This is a genomic window from Pelagibacterium mangrovi, from assembly GCF_036662815.1.
GTDB lineage: Bacteria > Pseudomonadota > Alphaproteobacteria > Rhizobiales > Devosiaceae > Pelagibacterium > Pelagibacterium mangrovi.
The window spans coordinates 137,872-152,133 of the sequence record NZ_JBAFXA010000009.1 but is presented as its reverse complement, the minus strand read 5'-3'; the positions used below and the strand labels follow the sequence as shown (position 1 = coordinate 152,133).

General features: G+C 62.0%; 17 protein-coding genes, 1 tRNA gene and 1 pseudogene. 15 read left to right on the top strand and 4 right to left on the bottom strand.

Going from position 1 to position 14,262, the window contains the following annotated elements; genetic code table 11:
- The first annotated feature begins 8 nt into the window (after window positions 1–8).
- The 5 genes from V4T21_RS16290 to V4T21_RS16270 all read left to right on the top strand — a co-directional run bounded on the left by V4T21_RS16290 (window position 9) and on the right by V4T21_RS16270 (window position 4,704).
- Entirely contained in the window at window positions 9–449 is a 441-nt protein-coding gene (locus V4T21_RS16290) for a type II 3-dehydroquinate dehydratase (RefSeq protein ID WP_332718777.1), read from the top strand.
- Window positions 446–865, top strand: a complete 420-nt coding sequence (locus V4T21_RS16285; protein WP_332718776.1) for a GlcG/HbpS family heme-binding protein — start codon at window positions 446–448, stop codon at window positions 863–865. The genes V4T21_RS16290 and V4T21_RS16285 overlap by 4 nt, the downstream gene beginning before the upstream one ends.
- Window positions 866–1,162: 297 nt before the next feature.
- On the top strand, window positions 1,163–2,050 hold the full coding sequence (locus tag V4T21_RS16280; RefSeq protein ID WP_332718775.1) for a ThuA domain-containing protein: 888 nt from the start codon (window positions 1,163–1,165) through the stop codon (window positions 2,048–2,050).
- A 106-nt stretch (window positions 2,051–2,156) separates the two neighbouring features.
- Window positions 2,157–3,860 (top strand): pyrroloquinoline quinone-dependent dehydrogenase, encoded by a 1,704-nt coding sequence (locus tag V4T21_RS16275; protein ID WP_332718774.1) that lies wholly within the window; start codon window positions 2,157–2,159, stop codon window positions 3,858–3,860.
- A gap of 55 nt (window positions 3,861–3,915) precedes the next feature.
- Window positions 3,916–4,704 carry a transporter substrate-binding domain-containing protein gene (locus V4T21_RS16270; RefSeq protein WP_332718773.1) on the top strand — a complete coding sequence of 263 codons (789 nt, stop codon included), beginning with the start codon at window positions 3,916–3,918 and terminating at the stop codon, window positions 4,702–4,704.
- Window positions 4,705–4,709: 5 nt separating this feature from the next.
- Here V4T21_RS16270 and V4T21_RS16265 read toward each other — a convergent pair whose 3' ends face one another.
- The 3 genes from V4T21_RS16265 to V4T21_RS16255 form a co-directional block, all read right to left on the bottom strand.
- Window positions 4,710–5,288, bottom strand: coding sequence for a hypothetical protein (locus V4T21_RS16265; protein ID WP_332718772.1), 579 nt, complete (start codon window positions 5,286–5,288; stop codon window positions 4,710–4,712).
- Between the two features lie 160 nt (window positions 5,289–5,448).
- Window positions 5,449–6,348: a sugar phosphate isomerase/epimerase family protein gene (locus tag V4T21_RS16260; RefSeq protein ID WP_332718770.1), complete on the bottom strand. Its 900-nt coding sequence runs from the start codon at window positions 6,346–6,348 to the stop codon at window positions 5,449–5,451.
- Between the two features lie 103 nt (window positions 6,349–6,451).
- Entirely contained in the window at window positions 6,452–6,697 is a 246-nt protein-coding gene (locus V4T21_RS16255) for a hypothetical protein (protein ID WP_332718768.1), read from the bottom strand.
- A gap of 93 nt (window positions 6,698–6,790) precedes the next feature.
- On the opposite strand from V4T21_RS16255, the gene V4T21_RS16250 reads away from it, so the two are divergent.
- The 3 genes from V4T21_RS16250 to V4T21_RS16240 are packed head-to-tail and all read left to right on the top strand — an operon-like array spanning window position 6,791 to window position 8,525.
- Complete coding sequence (locus V4T21_RS16250; RefSeq protein WP_332718767.1) at window positions 6,791–7,315, top strand: hypothetical protein; 525 nt, start codon at window positions 6,791–6,793, stop codon at window positions 7,313–7,315.
- Window positions 7,300–7,872 (top strand): hypothetical protein, encoded by a 573-nt coding sequence (locus V4T21_RS16245; protein ID WP_332718765.1) that lies wholly within the window; start codon window positions 7,300–7,302, stop codon window positions 7,870–7,872. Before V4T21_RS16250 ends, V4T21_RS16245 begins: the two co-directional genes overlap by 16 nt.
- 41 nt (window positions 7,873–7,913) lie before the next feature.
- On the top strand, window positions 7,914–8,525 hold the full coding sequence (locus V4T21_RS16240; RefSeq protein WP_332718764.1) for a hypothetical protein: 612 nt from the start codon (window positions 7,914–7,916) through the stop codon (window positions 8,523–8,525).
- A gap of 59 nt (window positions 8,526–8,584) precedes the next feature.
- On the opposite strand, the gene V4T21_RS16235 is transcribed toward V4T21_RS16240, so the two are convergent.
- Window positions 8,585–8,659: transfer RNA gene (locus V4T21_RS16235), tRNA-Thr, on the bottom strand.
- 415 nt (window positions 8,660–9,074) lie between these two features.
- Here V4T21_RS16235 and murA point away from each other — a divergent pair.
- The 7 genes and pseudogenes from murA (at window position 9,075) to V4T21_RS16200 (ending at window position 14,235) form a co-directional block, all read left to right on the top strand.
- Window positions 9,075–10,367: a UDP-N-acetylglucosamine 1-carboxyvinyltransferase gene (gene murA, locus V4T21_RS16230; RefSeq protein WP_332718762.1), complete on the top strand. Its 1,293-nt coding sequence runs from the start codon at window positions 9,075–9,077 to the stop codon at window positions 10,365–10,367.
- Window positions 10,368–10,469: 102 nt separating this feature from the next.
- Complete coding sequence (locus tag V4T21_RS16225) at window positions 10,470–10,931, top strand: DUF2948 family protein (RefSeq protein WP_332718759.1); 462 nt, start codon at window positions 10,470–10,472, stop codon at window positions 10,929–10,931.
- 19 nt (window positions 10,932–10,950) lie between these two features.
- Entirely contained in the window at window positions 10,951–12,243 is a 1,293-nt protein-coding gene (gene hisD / locus V4T21_RS16220; protein ID WP_332718757.1) for a histidinol dehydrogenase, read from the top strand.
- Window positions 12,243–12,716 (top strand): annotated as a pseudogene (locus V4T21_RS16215) (UPF0262 family protein); the annotation flags it as partial. The gene hisD and the pseudogene V4T21_RS16215, both read left to right, overlap by 1 nt.
- Window positions 12,702–13,202: an arsenate-mycothiol transferase ArsC gene (locus V4T21_RS16210; RefSeq protein ID WP_332718947.1), complete on the top strand. Its 501-nt coding sequence runs from the start codon at window positions 12,702–12,704 to the stop codon at window positions 13,200–13,202. The pseudogene V4T21_RS16215 and the gene V4T21_RS16210, both read left to right, overlap by 15 nt.
- 133 nt (window positions 13,203–13,335) lie before the next feature.
- Window positions 13,336–13,554 carry a translation initiation factor IF-1 gene (gene infA / locus V4T21_RS16205; RefSeq protein ID WP_332718754.1) on the top strand — a complete coding sequence of 73 codons (219 nt, stop codon included), beginning with the start codon at window positions 13,336–13,338 and terminating at the stop codon, window positions 13,552–13,554.
- Window positions 13,555–13,593: 39 nt separating this feature from the next.
- Window positions 13,594–14,235, top strand: a complete 642-nt coding sequence (locus V4T21_RS16200) for a Maf family nucleotide pyrophosphatase (protein WP_332718752.1) — start codon at window positions 13,594–13,596, stop codon at window positions 14,233–14,235.
- Window positions 14,236–14,262 lie beyond the last annotated feature (27 nt).

Genomic DNA, 14,262 nt, shown 5'->3' with positions numbered 1-14,262 from the left:
ATAGCGTAATGACCAAACCGATCTACGTCCTCAATGGACCCAATCTCAACCGTCTGGGGCTGCGTGAGCCCCAGATCTACGGCTCGACCACGCTTGCCCAGGTCGAGGACATCTGCCGCGCCGCGGCGGGTGAGCGGCCAGTGGAATTCCGGCAGACCAACAGCGAAGAGCGGCTGATCGAGTGGGTGCACGAGGCGATCGACGCGGCGGCGGGGATCATCATCAATCCCGCCGCCTTTACCTTCACCTCGCTGGCGCTCTTCGATGCGCTCAAGATGTTTCCGGGGCCGATTTTCGAGTTCCACATCACCAATGTGCACAAGCGCGAGGAAGTCTATCACCACTCCTACGTTTCCCGTGTCGCGACTGCCGTGATGGCGGGGCTGGGGGCTGATGGATATGGCGTCGCCATGCGCGCCATGTGCGCCCGCACCGATCTCTTGCAATGACGGCGGTGCTCGCAACGCTCACCCTCGCGCAGGCAGAAGCCATTGCGGCCGCCGTGGTTGCGGCGGCCGGAGAAAAGGATTTCCGGCTCGCCGCCGCCGTCGTCGATACCGGCGGCTGGTCGCATTTCCAGGTCCGGATGGACGGCGCGTTTCCCGCCGCCATCGATGCCGCTCTCGCCAAGGCGCGTACGGCGGCGCTATTTCGCCGCCCGAGTTCGGAATTCTCTCGGCGCGTCAAGGACGGCATGCCGCTGGCGCATCTCCCGCATGTGGTTCCGCTGGGCGGAGGCGTGCTTCTGGAACGCGACGGCGTGCTATTTGGCGCGCTGGGTGTCAGCGGTGCGCGCGAGGATACGGAAACCGAATTGGCCGAAATCATCGCGGCCGATTTCGCAGGGTCGCGTATCGCGCCCTGAAATACCATAGAAAATAATTTTTGGCTGATGAGTTTGCGTTCCAGAGGCGCTGTGATCGCCTGCTTTCCAGCGGGACGGGCGAGATTTTGCGTGCGAAAATTCGCAGAAAAGCCAAAATGAACTTTATATAAAATCTATATCAGCACATGAAATCAAAAATCTCAGATTAAATCTTGCATGACTGATTTTATCGTGCAATCACTTTTGCGGGCTCGAGGAGCGCCCGTGCCGGAATGTCGCCGACGCCGGGCCGCGGACATGCCGGAGCCCGATCTGACGATCTTGGAGGAGATAACGATGACCAAGCTGATGGCGCGCTTTATCGGCGCCGCTGCCCTTTGCGCCGCTTTGTCGGGGCTTCCGGCACAGGCCCAGGAGCCCGAGCAGTACACGACCTTCGAACGCTACGGCGTATGTGGTTCCATCGACGAGAGCTGTTACAATCCCTGGAACAACCGGACCGAGGGCGATGAAGAGCCCTGGAAGGTGCTGATCTATTATCATGTAGCGCCGGGCGTTAACCCGCACGACAATCTCGAAGCCGGGGTCGCGGCGCTGACGGCGTTGTTCGAAGGTGAGGGATACGAGGTCACGGCGTCCAACGACCCGGCGACGTTCGAAAGCGCCGGCAACATCCGGTCGATGGATACCATCGTCTTCTTTTCGACGGGCCGCGAGGCGCTGACCGATCTGGGCAAGCACCAGCTCATGCTCTACATGCGCGGCGGCGGCGGGTTCGTCGGCGTCCACAACGCCTTCGGCACGAGTTATAGCTGGAATTGGTACGAAGGCCTGCTCGGCGGTCAGCTGTTCAACCACGGCCCGCGCCAGCAGGGCGCGGTGCTCGTGCAGTCGCAGAACGATCCCTCGGTCGCCCATATCGAGGAGGGGACATTCTTTGTCGAGGAAGAGTGGTACAACATCTACCCCGATCCCCGGAAACTCTCCGACATCAACATTCTTCTGACCGTCGATGAAGCGACGATGACCCAGGGTCAGTCCGACACCCATCCGGGCATGGGCGAAGGGCATCCGGTCTCATGGTGCCATTACTATGATGGCGGCCGCGCCTGGATGACGGTGCTCGGCCACAGCCACGATATCCTCGAGGATCAGAACTTCCTCCAGCACGTCCTGGCCGGCGTCGACGGCACGATGGGCAAGGGCGATTTCTGCCTTCAATAGCCCATATGCCGGGGCCGCTGAGTCCGGCCCCGGTTTCCGATCTTGAATTTCCCCTATCTCCCGCAATTCCGGTTTGGAATTGCACCGCTTAACGAGGAGGATGAGCATGAAGATCAATCTTTTGGGTGCGAGCCTGATCGTGCTCGGCGCGCTGGCTCTGTCTGGTCCGGCGACGGCACAAATGGCCGATTTCCAGCCGGTTACCGATGACGATATTCTCAATCCGGCTCCAGAGGACTGGATTCACTGGCGCAATACGCTCGATGGCTGGGGCTATTCCCAGCTCGACCAGATCACCGCCGAAAATGTCGGAAATCTCGATTATGCCTGGGGCTGGGCCATGGAGCCGGGCAGCCAGGAAACCACCCCTATCGTTCATGACGGCATCATGTATCTGGCCAGCCCCGGCGCCATCGTGCAGGCGCTCGATGCCACGTCCGGCCAAATGCTGTGGGAATACCGTCGGGAAATGCCCGAGGGCGCGCGTCCGGGCGGGCTCAACCGCGGCCTTGCCATCTATGGCGACAAGATCTACGTGCCCACCCCCGATGCGGCGCTGGTCGCGCTCAATGCCGAAACCGGACAGGTTGAATGGGAGTCCCAGGTCGCCGATTACGAGAATCGCAAGACCCTTACGGCCGCTCCCCTGGTCGCCGATGGAAAGGTGTTCGTCGGCTTCCAGGGTTGCAACGTGTTCAGCGAAGAAAAATGCGCGATGGTCGCTTACGATGCCCAGAGCGGTGAAGAACTCTGGCGCACCATCACCATCGAACGCCCCGGCGAAAGCGATCAAGACACCTGGGAAGACATTCCCCTGGCGCTGCGCGGCGGCGGGGACATCTGGACCACGGCGAGCTACGACCCGGAAGCAGAGCTGATCTATATCGGGGTTTCGCAGGCCAAGCCGTGGTCCCGCCTTTCGCGCGCCAATGAGGGCGATGGGCTCTACACCACCTCGACCCTGGCGCTCGATCCCGACAGCGGCGAGATCGTCTGGTATCGCCAGTACATTCCCGGCGAAACCAACGACATGGATGAATCCTTTGAGCACATCCTGATCGATATCGATGGCGAACCGGCCTATATCAATATGGGCAAGCTGGGCATTTTGTGGCGCGGCAATCGCGAGACGGGAGAACCGCTTCCGGCCTTCGATATCGGCCTTCAGGATCAGATCGATCTCAATGACGATGGAACCTTTGCAGGCTACCGGGAGGGCGCGATCGGCGAACTCAACGTGCCCTTGTCGAGCTGCCCGAGCGCCACGGGGTTCAGAAGCTGGCGCGCCATGGCCTTCAGCCCCGAAACGCGCGCCGTTTATGTCCCCATGGCCATCAATTGCGATGACGGCATCGTCTATACGGAGGTCGAAATGGTGGAAGGCGGCGGCGGCAATGGCCGTGGCGGCACCAACCGCGTCAACCATCCCGACGATCCGGACAATTCGGGCCGTATCCTGGCCATGAACGTCGATACCGGCGAAACCATGTGGGAATTCCCCATGCGCACCACCGCCAATTCGGCCACGTTGGCCACGGCAGGCGGTGTGGTGTTCGGTGGTGACTGGGCGCGCAATTTCTACGCCTTCGATGCCCAAAGCGGCGATGTGCTCTGGGAGGTCACGCTTCCGCAGGCAGCTCAGGGCTACCCCGTCACCTATGCCGTTGACGATCGCCAGTATGTGGCGATCCCCATTGGGGTCGGCGGTGCCACCTGGTCGACCAGCGTGCCTGAGGCGCTGGCGCCTGAAGTTCGTCGGCCCGCCGGCGGTAACATGATGATGGTCTTCGCACTGCCCGAAGACGTTTGACCGATAAGGGGCCGGATCATCCATCCGGCCCCTGCCAATGAAACGAGGCTGCGCCGTGCCAGGTTTTCAATCGATGTTTCGCAGCCTTTTGGGCATCGGGTTTGGCTTTCTCCTCGCCGGTCATGCTCTCGCGCAGGCGCCGTTCGTGCCGCCGGAATTTTACAACTCCATCCGCCCCGACTTCGGAAATCGGCTGCCGCTCTGTATCCTGCCCGAAAGCGCGACGGCGGCGCGGGACCGCGAAACGGCGCGCGACATCGCTCGAATTCTGCTGCTCGAACCTGAAATCGTCGAGATCGAGGCCGATATGGGCATGCTCGACGAGGCGGGCATCTGGCCCGTCATTTTCGAGGAACTCGCCCAGTCCTGCGTGGGCGTCATGGGCGTTCAGATCATCCCCGGCGAGGTGACCCCGGACTGGATGACACTCTCGCGCCCGTATTTCGAAGCGCCCTATGTGCTCATATCCAAGGAACCCGGCGTCCGGAGCCTGACCGATCTTACTCAAGGCGCCCGGCTCGGCGTGCCGCTTTTCACCCCCATCGATACCGAGGCGATGATCGCCATCGAATCCGGCGCGCTCGATGGCGTGCGCAGGCTCCCCTATGACCGGCCCGAACTCATGGCGTCGCTGATGGAGCAGGGGGAGCTCGATGCGGCGATTGTCTGGGCGCCGCATCTCGAGAGTCCCCAACTACAGCATGATTTCTTCGCCGGGCAAGGGAGTGTTGCGCCGCTGAGGCAGAATACGCGTGCCATAGCGGTGCTCCTGCGAGAGCAGGACCACATGTTGCGCACGATGATCGACGAGGCCATAGCCGCGCTCGACTCCGAGGCGCGCTAGAAAACTTAGCCGGTTGGGCACTGGGTGGGGAGGGCGGTTTCCAGCGCACCCTCCGAGGGTTCGAGCTGCCCCTCGGTGATGGCGAGCGGCTTGAACGGAGGCGTCGCCTGTATCGCGGGCTGGGCCAGCTTGAGTGTGTAGCAGCCGGCAAAGGTCTGGCTGGCGCCGTCGAGATCGGTCGCTTCGATGGCCACGGGAATTGTATAATAAACCGTCCCGGCTGCGCCTTCGGTGACTTCCGGGCCCACGAGCAATTGCACGTTCTCGGTGTTCCCGTACCCCGCGGCGAACTCTTCGAAATCGGCGGTCAGGGCCTCCTGGTCCAGGGCGTCGTCGTGTTCGAAATAGGACCAGGCGCGAAGATATTCGGTGCGGTTGATGGCGTTATAGAGAGATTCGACCACCGAAGCGGCGGTCGAGCGGTCGTCGTAGTAGGGATTTTCGGGAAGCGGTTCGCCCTCCTCGAGCGTGCTTTCGGGAACGAGCGGGTCCTGGGTCACGATCTCGGGTAACTGGACGTCCTGCGCCACTAGCGGCGTGGCGACCAGAAAAGCAGCAAGAAGGGTGGGGGGAAAAGCGTGCATGAAAATCTCCTTTCCCTTTAAACGGCTCTGCCGCCTCCTTGTTTCACTGAACCGGAAAAAGGGGGAGGACGCCTGCCGTTCCAGACTTTGTTGCCTCTTCGGCAAATAAAGATAGCCGCCTCCTGGGAAGCGGCTATCTCGAAATTGTCTGGTGAGCTGATTACTCGGTGAACGTTGCGGTGAGATATTCCAGGCTGTCGCAGGTGGCGGTAACGCCATCGGGCTGGGGGCTGCCCAGTTCGATGAAATACCATTCGACGCCAGCCACTTCGCTCTGGGCGAAAATGGCTTCGAAATCGATTTCGCCCTGACCGACCGTGGTGTCATCGGCATCGGGTTCGTCGGCGTCCGCCAACATCACGCCGTCCCTGACGTGAAGCATGGGGAAGCGGCCCGGATTTTCTTCCATGAGAGCGGCGGGATCAGCGCCCCCAACGGTTGCCCAGAGGGTGTCGAGTTCGAACACCGCATTTTCGGGTTCGACTTCAGCAAGCAAAAGGTCATAGCCCGACATTCCATTGCCGACATCGGCCAGGAATTCGCCTTCGTGGTTGTGATAGGCAAGGGTGATGCCCTCCGCGGCCATGGCAGCGCCGGACTCGTTGAGCACCCCGGCGAGCCGGGTATAATAATCCAGATCGGCCTCGCCCTCTACCTCGTCGACCCCGCTGATGCGCACATAGGTGGCGCCCAGTGCCTTGGCCGCCGCGATCACCTCGTCGGTTCGGCCGCTGACTTCGTCGCCGCCGACGCCGATCGAGGGCACGGCAAAGCCCAGCTCGCCGGAAAACGCGGCGACCTGCTCCACCGACACGCCGCGAAGATCATCAATCGAGCCCGAAAATTCGATATTTTCGATACCGCAAGCGGTAAGGGCCTCAAGCGTGCCCTGGGGATCGTCTCTAAGCTGGCTGCCGAACGAAAACGACACAACGCCGATCCGGTCCGCAGGGATGGTCACGGATGCGTCCTGGGCCATGGCCGGAACGGCAGCCAGGCCAAGCGACAGGGCCGTAGTGGTCAGAACGAGCGCATCGAATGGGCGGCGCAAAAACGTCATGATAAATCTCCTCCTCAGGAAAGTACTCTAGGATACTAGAATTCTCCATATAGATTGACAAGCTATTTCATGCGTTTGGCTCGGGTCGGTTGTCCGATTTACGTCAGGCGATGCGCCGGTCGGAATTTCCCTGTTGCCGGCATGTTTCGAGGAAACTTTCGGCCGATGCCGGGTCGGTGCGGAAACCCTCGAACTCGGCGGTGTCGATCCGATAATAGGCTTCAAACTCCACGGCGCGGCTGGAGCCGCTGATCGGGGTGGAGAGAAAATATTGCCCGCTCTGATTATCCACGCCCAGGCTGAACCGATAACGGCGGTTGACCACCAGATCGGTAAAACGGTCGGCCATGATTTTTTCTCCCCTTGGGCTGGCGCTGACCAAGCTTATGGACTGAAGCGACGTCCTACATCTAAATTCTCTACTGTTGTTCGAGGGTTTCCGATGAACGCCTTTCTCGCTTCCGTCCTGCTTTCCATTGTCATGGCTCCGGGATGCACGGATGCGGCCTGCGCTGAAATGCTTCTCCAGCCCGGCGAGATCGTACCGCCGTTGCCGGGCGGAATGATCTCCATGGGCGGCAGGTGTCTCGGCAATTCTGGCTGCGAGCGCAGCATAGGCGTTGTCGGCGACGATCGAGGCAATGGTATCGGCCTTTATTCGGGCGATGCCGCAGGGCAAAGCGGGGATGAGCCGCTCTGGGAGGTCATCGACACCATCAGGCTCCCCTCGCTCGGTCCATCGGAAGGGCTGACCCTCAGTTTCTGTCTCGCACCCGATTATGGCGACGGCGTTGTCGCGGTGGTCGATTTGGCCGACCCGGATGCGCAGTATCCCGAAGTCGTCTGGGCCGCCGGTGTCGGGCCTGTCTCGGGGTGGTGGAAAGAACTCGATGTTTCCCGCGTCAAATGTACCAACCCGCTCTGGCCGGGCGCAGAACAAGGGGGAGAGGCATGGCCGTCGTCGTGACCAACCATCATGATCGAGTCGAAATCGTCCAGAAACCGCAAATCGCGCCGGGAACCATAGGCCGGACGGGGCTATTGCTGGGGGGAGGGCTGCTTGCCACGTGCATTTTTTGCGCCATCATCGGGATATTGCTTTTCGGTCAGTTTCAAGCCGGCGCGCTTCCTGCCGCCGAGTTCTGGATTGGCCTTGCGGTCATGATCCCCGGATTTCTTGCCCTCATGTTTTTCGGCCTTTGGGAGCTTTCCAACGGCCTGCCTCGACGGATCGGTATCAATCCGACTCATGTCGAGGTGAAATACGCAATGCCAATTCCCCGGGCCTTCGACATCCCAAGAACGAACGCTGGCCCCGCAGCCTCAGTCTATTATCGAATGCACCGCAATTATGCGGAAAAGCCGTTTGGGTACATCACGATAAAAAGCCGCAAGCCCTATGTCCGCTGCGGTGGGCGGCTGATCGGCCCGATGGACGATTGGGACGCCAAGGCGCTGGCCGATGCGATGAACGCGGCTCTGGACAGCGGAGTACTCCACAATACGCCGCAAAAGGCGGAATGAGGAGGAGGGACATGAAACGGTTTGCGGCGATTTCGGCCACGATGTTGGCGCTTCTGTCGACGGGTTTGCTTGGCGTCTGTGCGAGCGTGGCTCAAGAGGCTGAAAAGGGCTCGGTGGAACTCTACGACGGTACGGTAGAGGTCGAGATATTTCCCCCCGGCAGCGATCACCGAACGCGTTTCGATTGGGGGGAAGCAACGGCCAGCTTGGCGCTACAAGACGATGGGCAGATGGCGGTCGTGGTCAATGCGAGTATCGAAGACGAAAACGATGCCGGTTTTCATCTGCTTTTGGAACCCTCGGGCGATGGTGGCTGGCAAGGCGTGACCGAGGAATGGACTTTCGCGATCTCTCCGGAAGGGAAAATTTCCGGAAATACGCAAAGCATCGGGCAACAGATCAACATCGCCGGAAATCGGACGCCCGATGAAATCGAACTCGACCTTATCCTGACCATCACCGACGACGCGGTCGAAGCGGGACTGCCGCCGAGATCGCGATTTGCTTTCGAATACACCTTGCGCCGGCAGGGGGCATCGGACGATTCAATGACCGAATGCGCCCGCATCGGATGGCGGATGCAGGCGACGCCAAATTTGTGGGGCGGCGCAATGGACATGATATCGGTGCCCTACTGCATTGGGGAAGAATAGGGTTGCGGTGGCCAGAACTCATGCACCGACGCCGGAAGCCAACAATGTTGAGGAAAGAATGGTGCTGCTGGACAGGATTGAACTGTCGGCCTCTCCCTTACCAAGGGAGTGCTCTACCACTGAGCTACAGCAGCGTTCGAGGTGCCAGTTTGAACCGGGCGGTCGAATGCGGGCCGTTACTGCCACAGGCCTTGTGTGGACGCAAGGGCAAAAAACTGCCAGTACAACACTCAAATCGAGACGTTCCAGGTCGAACCCATGTCCAGTCAGGATCGCGACCAAAGATTGGCCGCAAAGCTAAGGGAAAATCTTCGCCGCCGCAAAGCCCAGGCCAAGGCACGCAATGCGTCCGGCCAGGATTCTCGATTGCAGGGGGAAGAAGGCGCCAAGGGCAAAGCGCCGAGCGGCGAATCCCGCGACTGAAACGATCTGATCGCGCCACAAGGTGCTTTTCTTGCAGCCCGTCGTCGGCTGCGTTACCACAAGTCAACGATGACGCGTCGCTTTTGGGGAGGCGATTCGCGACCCAACCGTCCAAGGAGTAGCCGTATGGACCGCATCCGCCTCGTGGGTGGCAACCAGCTCAATGGCGAGATTCCGATTTCGGGCGCCAAGAACGCCGCGCTGCCGCTGATGATCGCCTCTCTTCTGACCGAGGAGCCCCTGGTCCTCGTCAACGTGCCGCGTCTGGCCGACGTCAAGCAGCTCGAGCGCATTCTCGAAAATCACGGCGTCGATATCGCCGTTCACGGTCGCCGCCGTGGCGACACCGACATGGGCGGGCAGCGGATCACCTTTACGGCGTCAGACATCGTCGACACCACGGCGCCCTATGAGCTGGTTTCCACCATGCGCGCGAGCTTCTGGGTCATCGGTCCTCTGCTGGCGCGGGAAGGCGAGGCCCGGGTTTCCCTGCCCGGCGGTTGCGCCATTGGCACGCGCCCGGTGGACTTTTACCTCGACGGGCTGCGGGCGTTGGGCGCCGAGATCGATATCGACGGCGGTTATGTCGTTGCGCGAGCGCCCGGCGGACGGCTCAAAGGAGCCTCCGTGCGCTTCCCCAAGGTTTCGGTCGGCGCCACCCATGTGGTGATGATGGCCGCGACCCTGGCCGAGGGCACGACGATCATCGAGAACGCGGCGCGCGAGCCCGAGGTGGGCAATCTCGCCGAATGCCTCGTTGCCATGGGCGCAAGGATTTCCGGCATCGGCACCGAACGACTGGTGATCGAAGGCGTGGAAAAGCTGGGTGGGGCAATTCACGAAGTGCTGCCCGACCGCATCGAAACCGGCACCTATGCGATGGCGACGGCCATGGCGGGTGGCGAGGTCTTCCTGCGCAACGCGCGCCCCGAACTGCTCCAGGCCGCGCTCGATACCCTCGCCCAGGCCGGGGTCAAGGTGACGCCCGAGGCGGGCGGCGTCCGGATTTATCGCAATGGCAACGGCATCCTGCCCGTGGATATCGAAACCGAGCCTTTCCCCGGCTTCCCGACCGACCTGCAGGCGCAGTTCATGGCCCTGATGACGAGGTCGGAGGGCACTTCCGCCATCAAGGAAACCATTTTCGAAAACCGCTTCATGCATGTTGCCGAACTGGCGCGTTTCGGCGCCAATATCGCCGTGGACGGCCAGGTGGCCAAGGTCACCGGCGTGCCCGAACTCAAGGGTGCTCAGGTGATGGCGACCGATCTGCGCGCCTCGGTTTCGCTGGTGATCGCCGGGTTGGCGGCGCGCGGGGAAACCGTGGTCAACCGTATCTATCATCTCGATCGCGGGTTCGAGCGTCTCGAAGACAAGCTTTCCCGCTGCGGGGCGCAGATCGAAAGAATCGCCGGCTAGGCCCGTTCATCGCGTCGCTCCCGGGTTGCATCCCCGGGGGTGGCGGGTGTCCACGGCGAAAATAGGCTTGCACTTCGGGCCGGAAATGCCCAGATATCGGGCATGACCGATATAACCGCACCCAAGGCCCCCATGACAGATCTCAAGCTTCTGGCGCTCGACAGCGAAGACCTCGAGATCGTCTCCGCTCACACCCAGGATGCCGTGGTCCGGGTCGGCGACATGGGCTATGCCAAGGGCGACAAGCGGTTCGTCCTGCTCATGAACCGCTATGCCTGGGAAGCCGGCGATGCGCGGGGCAGGGGACAGCGCAAGCGCGCCGGGCTGCATTTCGATCACGTGAACGCCGCCCATGCCGACGGGTTCGATATGCGCGCCAAGGATGGCGTGCTCGAACTGCTCGCGGTGACTTTCGAGCCGGCCGAAACACCCGCCGGTCAGGTCTTGCTTACCTTTGCCGGCGGTGGCAGGGTGCGGCTCGATGTCGAGTGTCTCGAAGCCCGTCTTCGCGATCTCGGCGGGGTTTGGGCCGCCAAGGCCGAACCCAAGCACGACGTCGACTGACCGGGACGCGACTGCTCCAATGCCAGCCATTCTTTCGAGCGCTGAACCGGGCTTCGCCCAGGCTTTTGAAACCCTGCTCGCCTCCAAGCGTGAGGCGTCGGTGGAAGTGGGCGATACCGTCGCCGCCATCATCGCCGATGTGCGCGAGCGTGGCGATGCCGCGCTGATCGAGCTGACGAAGAAATTCGACGGGCTCGAGCTGACGCCGCAAACCATGCGGTTCTCCCAGGCTGAAATCGATGCCGCTTTCGACGCGATCACCCCCGAGGTGCGCGACGCGCTGATCCTGGCCCATAGCCGCATCACCGCCCATCACGAAAAGCAGAAACCGGCTGACCACGTCTATACCGACGAGATCGGCGTGACGCTGGGCAGTCGCTGGACGCCCGTCGAGGCAGCGGGGCTCTACGTTCCGGGCGGGCTAGCCTCTTATCCGTCCTCGGTTCTCATGAACGCCGTTCCCGCCAAGGTCGCCGGGGTCGAGCGGTTGGCGATCGTCGTCCCCACCCCAAGGGGCGTGGTCAATCCCGCCATTCTGGCAGCCGCCAGGATTGCCGGGGTCACCGAAATCTATCGCGTCGGCGGCGCGCAGGCCATTGCCGCGCTCGCCTTCGGAACCGAGACCATCGCCCCGGTCGCCAAGATCACCGGGCCGGGCAATGCCTATGTCGCCGCGGCCAAGCGGCAGGTGTTCGGCACCGTGGGCATCGACATGATCGCCGGGCCCTCCGAGGTGCTGATCATCGCCGACGCTTCGGCCAACCCCGCCTGGGTTGCCGCCGATCTTCTGGCCCAGGCCGAGCACGGGGCGGGGGCCCAGTCGATCCTCATGACCACCGATCCGGCTTTGGGTAGGGCTGTGGAAGCCGAGGTCGAACGCCAGCTCGCCATTCTGCGCGCGCCCGACAATGCGCGCGCCGGCTGGGAGGAGTTCGGGTCGATCATCACGGTTTCGAGCCTTGAGGAAGCCATCCCACTGGCCAACCGGATCGCCTCCGAGCATGTGGAACTGGCGCTCGACGATCCCGAGCCGTTGGTGGGCAAGATTCGCAATGCCGGCGCGATTTTCGTCGGCCACCACACGCCCGAGGCCATCGGCGATTATGTCGGCGGCTCCAACCACGTGCTACCCACGGCCCGTTCGGCGCGTTTCGCCTCCGGGCTCGGCGTGCTCGATTTCATGAAACGCACGTCCATTCTCGGCTGTACGCCCGGCGCGCTCGCCCAACTCGCCGATGCGACCGTAACGCTGGCCGAAACCGAGGGCCTGGAGGCCCATGGCCGGTCGGTCTCCATAAGGCTCAATACCTGATGGAAAAGCGGCCCTTCGATCCAAAAAAGGACAGGATCGTCACGGTTACGCTCGACCCAAACACAATCACTTCGGTCGATCCCGACGAGGTCCATGAATGGCGCGTGGCCAGCTACGATCTTATCGATTCCAATCGCTTCTATCCCGCCCGCGTCAAGGCTGAGGGGCCCTTCGCGCTGCACCTTTCGATCGTGGGCAATCATATAGTGCTCGATGTGCGGCATCCGGAAACCTTCAGCCCCATCGCGGCCCATTATCTCTCGTTGACCCCGTTCCGGAGTCTCATCCGCGACTATTTTCGCATCCGCGAGAGCTATTACGAAGCCATCCGGTCGGCCTCGACCTTCCAGATCGAGGCTGTGGATATGGGCAGGCGCGGGCTGCACAACCAGGCGGCCGAATTGCTGATCGAGCGGCTCGACAACAAGCTGGTGATGGATCTGGAAACCGCGCGCCGGCTGTTCACGCTCATCTGCGCCGTCCAGCCCTACGCGGCGCGCGTTCCCGAGCAGGACAGCCAGCTCCCGACCATCCTTTTCGTCTGTTCGATGAATTCGGTTCGCTCCCCCATCGCCGCCGCGCTGGCCCGCAAGCTCTTTCCCGGACGGCTGATCGCGCGCTCGGCGGGGGTGCGTTCGGGCAAGGCCGATCATTTCGTCCATCAGGTGATGGAGGAAATCGGGGTGGACATGTCCGTCCACACCCCCCATACGATGGAAGAGTTGATGGCTTCCAATTTCGACATCATCGTCACGCTCGCGCCCGAGGCCCAAAAGGCGGTGGCCGATCGGGGGCTGGAGGCGGCGGTGATGGAACATTGGACGGTTCCCGATCCGTCCGAAATCGAAGGCACGCGCGAGGCGTCCCTGGCCGCCTATCGCGACCTGCGCGAAGAGATGGACAGGCGGTTGCGCGCATCGCTCGGAATCATGCTCGAAAAAGCCGGTAAGCCCGGCTGACGCGAGGACTTTCAATTATTGGCGTTTGCGTTTAGTTTGCGCGCCAAATCTCGCCCCCAAGAGCTGGCGCCGGTCCTACGCAAGGTGGAACGGACGGTGCCGCAGGCAAGCCGGGGCATCATCAGGAGAAAGAATGGCAAAGGAAGAAGTGCTCGAATTCCCGGGTGTCGTAACCGAATTGCTTCCCAACGCGACGTTTCGCGTCAAGCTCGAGAATGATCATGAGATCGTCGCGCACACCGCCGGCCGCATGCGCAAGAACCGCATCCGCGTTCTGGCCGGTGACAAGGTGCTCGTCGAAATGACGCCTTATGATTTGACCAAGGGCCGCATCACCTATCGCTTCAAATAAGTTGCGCCGGGCCACCTCGGCCCGCAAGGGAACCGCTTCGTGTCCAGCAGACGCCCCGAACTCATCCTCGCTTCGGCTTCGCCGCGTCGGCTCGCGCTTTTGAACCAGATCGGCATCGAGCCCGACCATCTGATTCCCGCCCATGTGGACGAAACGCCCGAAAAGGGCGAGCTGCCGCGCCGGCTGGCCCAGCGGCTCGCGCACGCCAAGGCCGTCGAGGTCCGCAGGAAGGCGCGTCAGGCCGGGTTGGCGTCCGACGCCTTGATCCTTGCCGCCGATACCGTGGTTGCCGTGGGCCGGCGTGTCCTGCCCAAGGCCGAAACGATGGATGAGGCGGCAAGCTGCCTGCGCCTTCTTTCAGGGCGCGCGCACCGCGTCTTTACGGGGCTGTGCGTCATCTCGGCATCGGGTCAGGCGCGCGAGCGGCTGGTCGACAGCCGCATTCGCTTCAAGCGCCTTTCCAATAAGGAAATCGAAGCCTATCTCGCCAGCGGCGAATGGAACGGAAAGGCCGGCGGTTATGCCATCCAGGGCATCGCCGGTGCCTTCGCGGTCAAGATGAGCGGCTCGTATTCCGCCGTCGTGGGGCTGCCCCTGTTCGAAACCGCTTCGCTTCTGACGGGAGAGGGTTACCCGGTCCAGTTCAACTGGCTCAACCCTGCGGCGCTGCCGGGGGTATAAAGCCTTCGAAAGCGCGAACAATCGGAA

Coding starts and splice junctions, on each gene's coding strand:
- V4T21_RS16290 (WP_332718777.1), top strand. CDS start 9: ATGACCAAACCGATCTACGTCCTCAATGGACCCAATCTCAACCGTCTG.
- V4T21_RS16285 (WP_332718776.1), top strand. CDS start 446: ATGACGGCGGTGCTCGCAACGCTCACCCTCGCGCAGGCAGAAGCCATT.
- V4T21_RS16280 (WP_332718775.1), top strand. CDS start 1,163: ATGACCAAGCTGATGGCGCGCTTTATCGGCGCCGCTGCCCTTTGCGCC.
- V4T21_RS16275 (WP_332718774.1), top strand. CDS start 2,157: ATGAAGATCAATCTTTTGGGTGCGAGCCTGATCGTGCTCGGCGCGCTG.
- V4T21_RS16265 (WP_332718772.1), bottom strand. CDS start 5,288: ATGCACGCTTTTCCCCCCACCCTTCTTGCTGCTTTTCTGGTCGCCACG.
- V4T21_RS16260 (WP_332718770.1), bottom strand. CDS start 6,348: ATGACGTTTTTGCGCCGCCCATTCGATGCGCTCGTTCTGACCACTACG.
- V4T21_RS16255 (WP_332718768.1), bottom strand. CDS start 6,697: ATGGCCGACCGTTTTACCGATCTGGTGGTCAACCGCCGTTATCGGTTC.
- V4T21_RS16250 (WP_332718767.1), top strand. CDS start 6,791: ATGAACGCCTTTCTCGCTTCCGTCCTGCTTTCCATTGTCATGGCTCCG.
- V4T21_RS16245 (WP_332718765.1), top strand. CDS start 7,300: ATGGCCGTCGTCGTGACCAACCATCATGATCGAGTCGAAATCGTCCAG.
- V4T21_RS16240 (WP_332718764.1), top strand. CDS start 7,914: ATGTTGGCGCTTCTGTCGACGGGTTTGCTTGGCGTCTGTGCGAGCGTG.
- murA (WP_332718762.1), top strand. CDS start 9,075: ATGGACCGCATCCGCCTCGTGGGTGGCAACCAGCTCAATGGCGAGATT.
- V4T21_RS16225 (WP_332718759.1), top strand. CDS start 10,470: ATGACCGATATAACCGCACCCAAGGCCCCCATGACAGATCTCAAGCTT.
- hisD (WP_332718757.1), top strand. CDS start 10,951: ATGCCAGCCATTCTTTCGAGCGCTGAACCGGGCTTCGCCCAGGCTTTT.
- infA (WP_332718754.1), top strand. CDS start 13,336: ATGGCAAAGGAAGAAGTGCTCGAATTCCCGGGTGTCGTAACCGAATTG.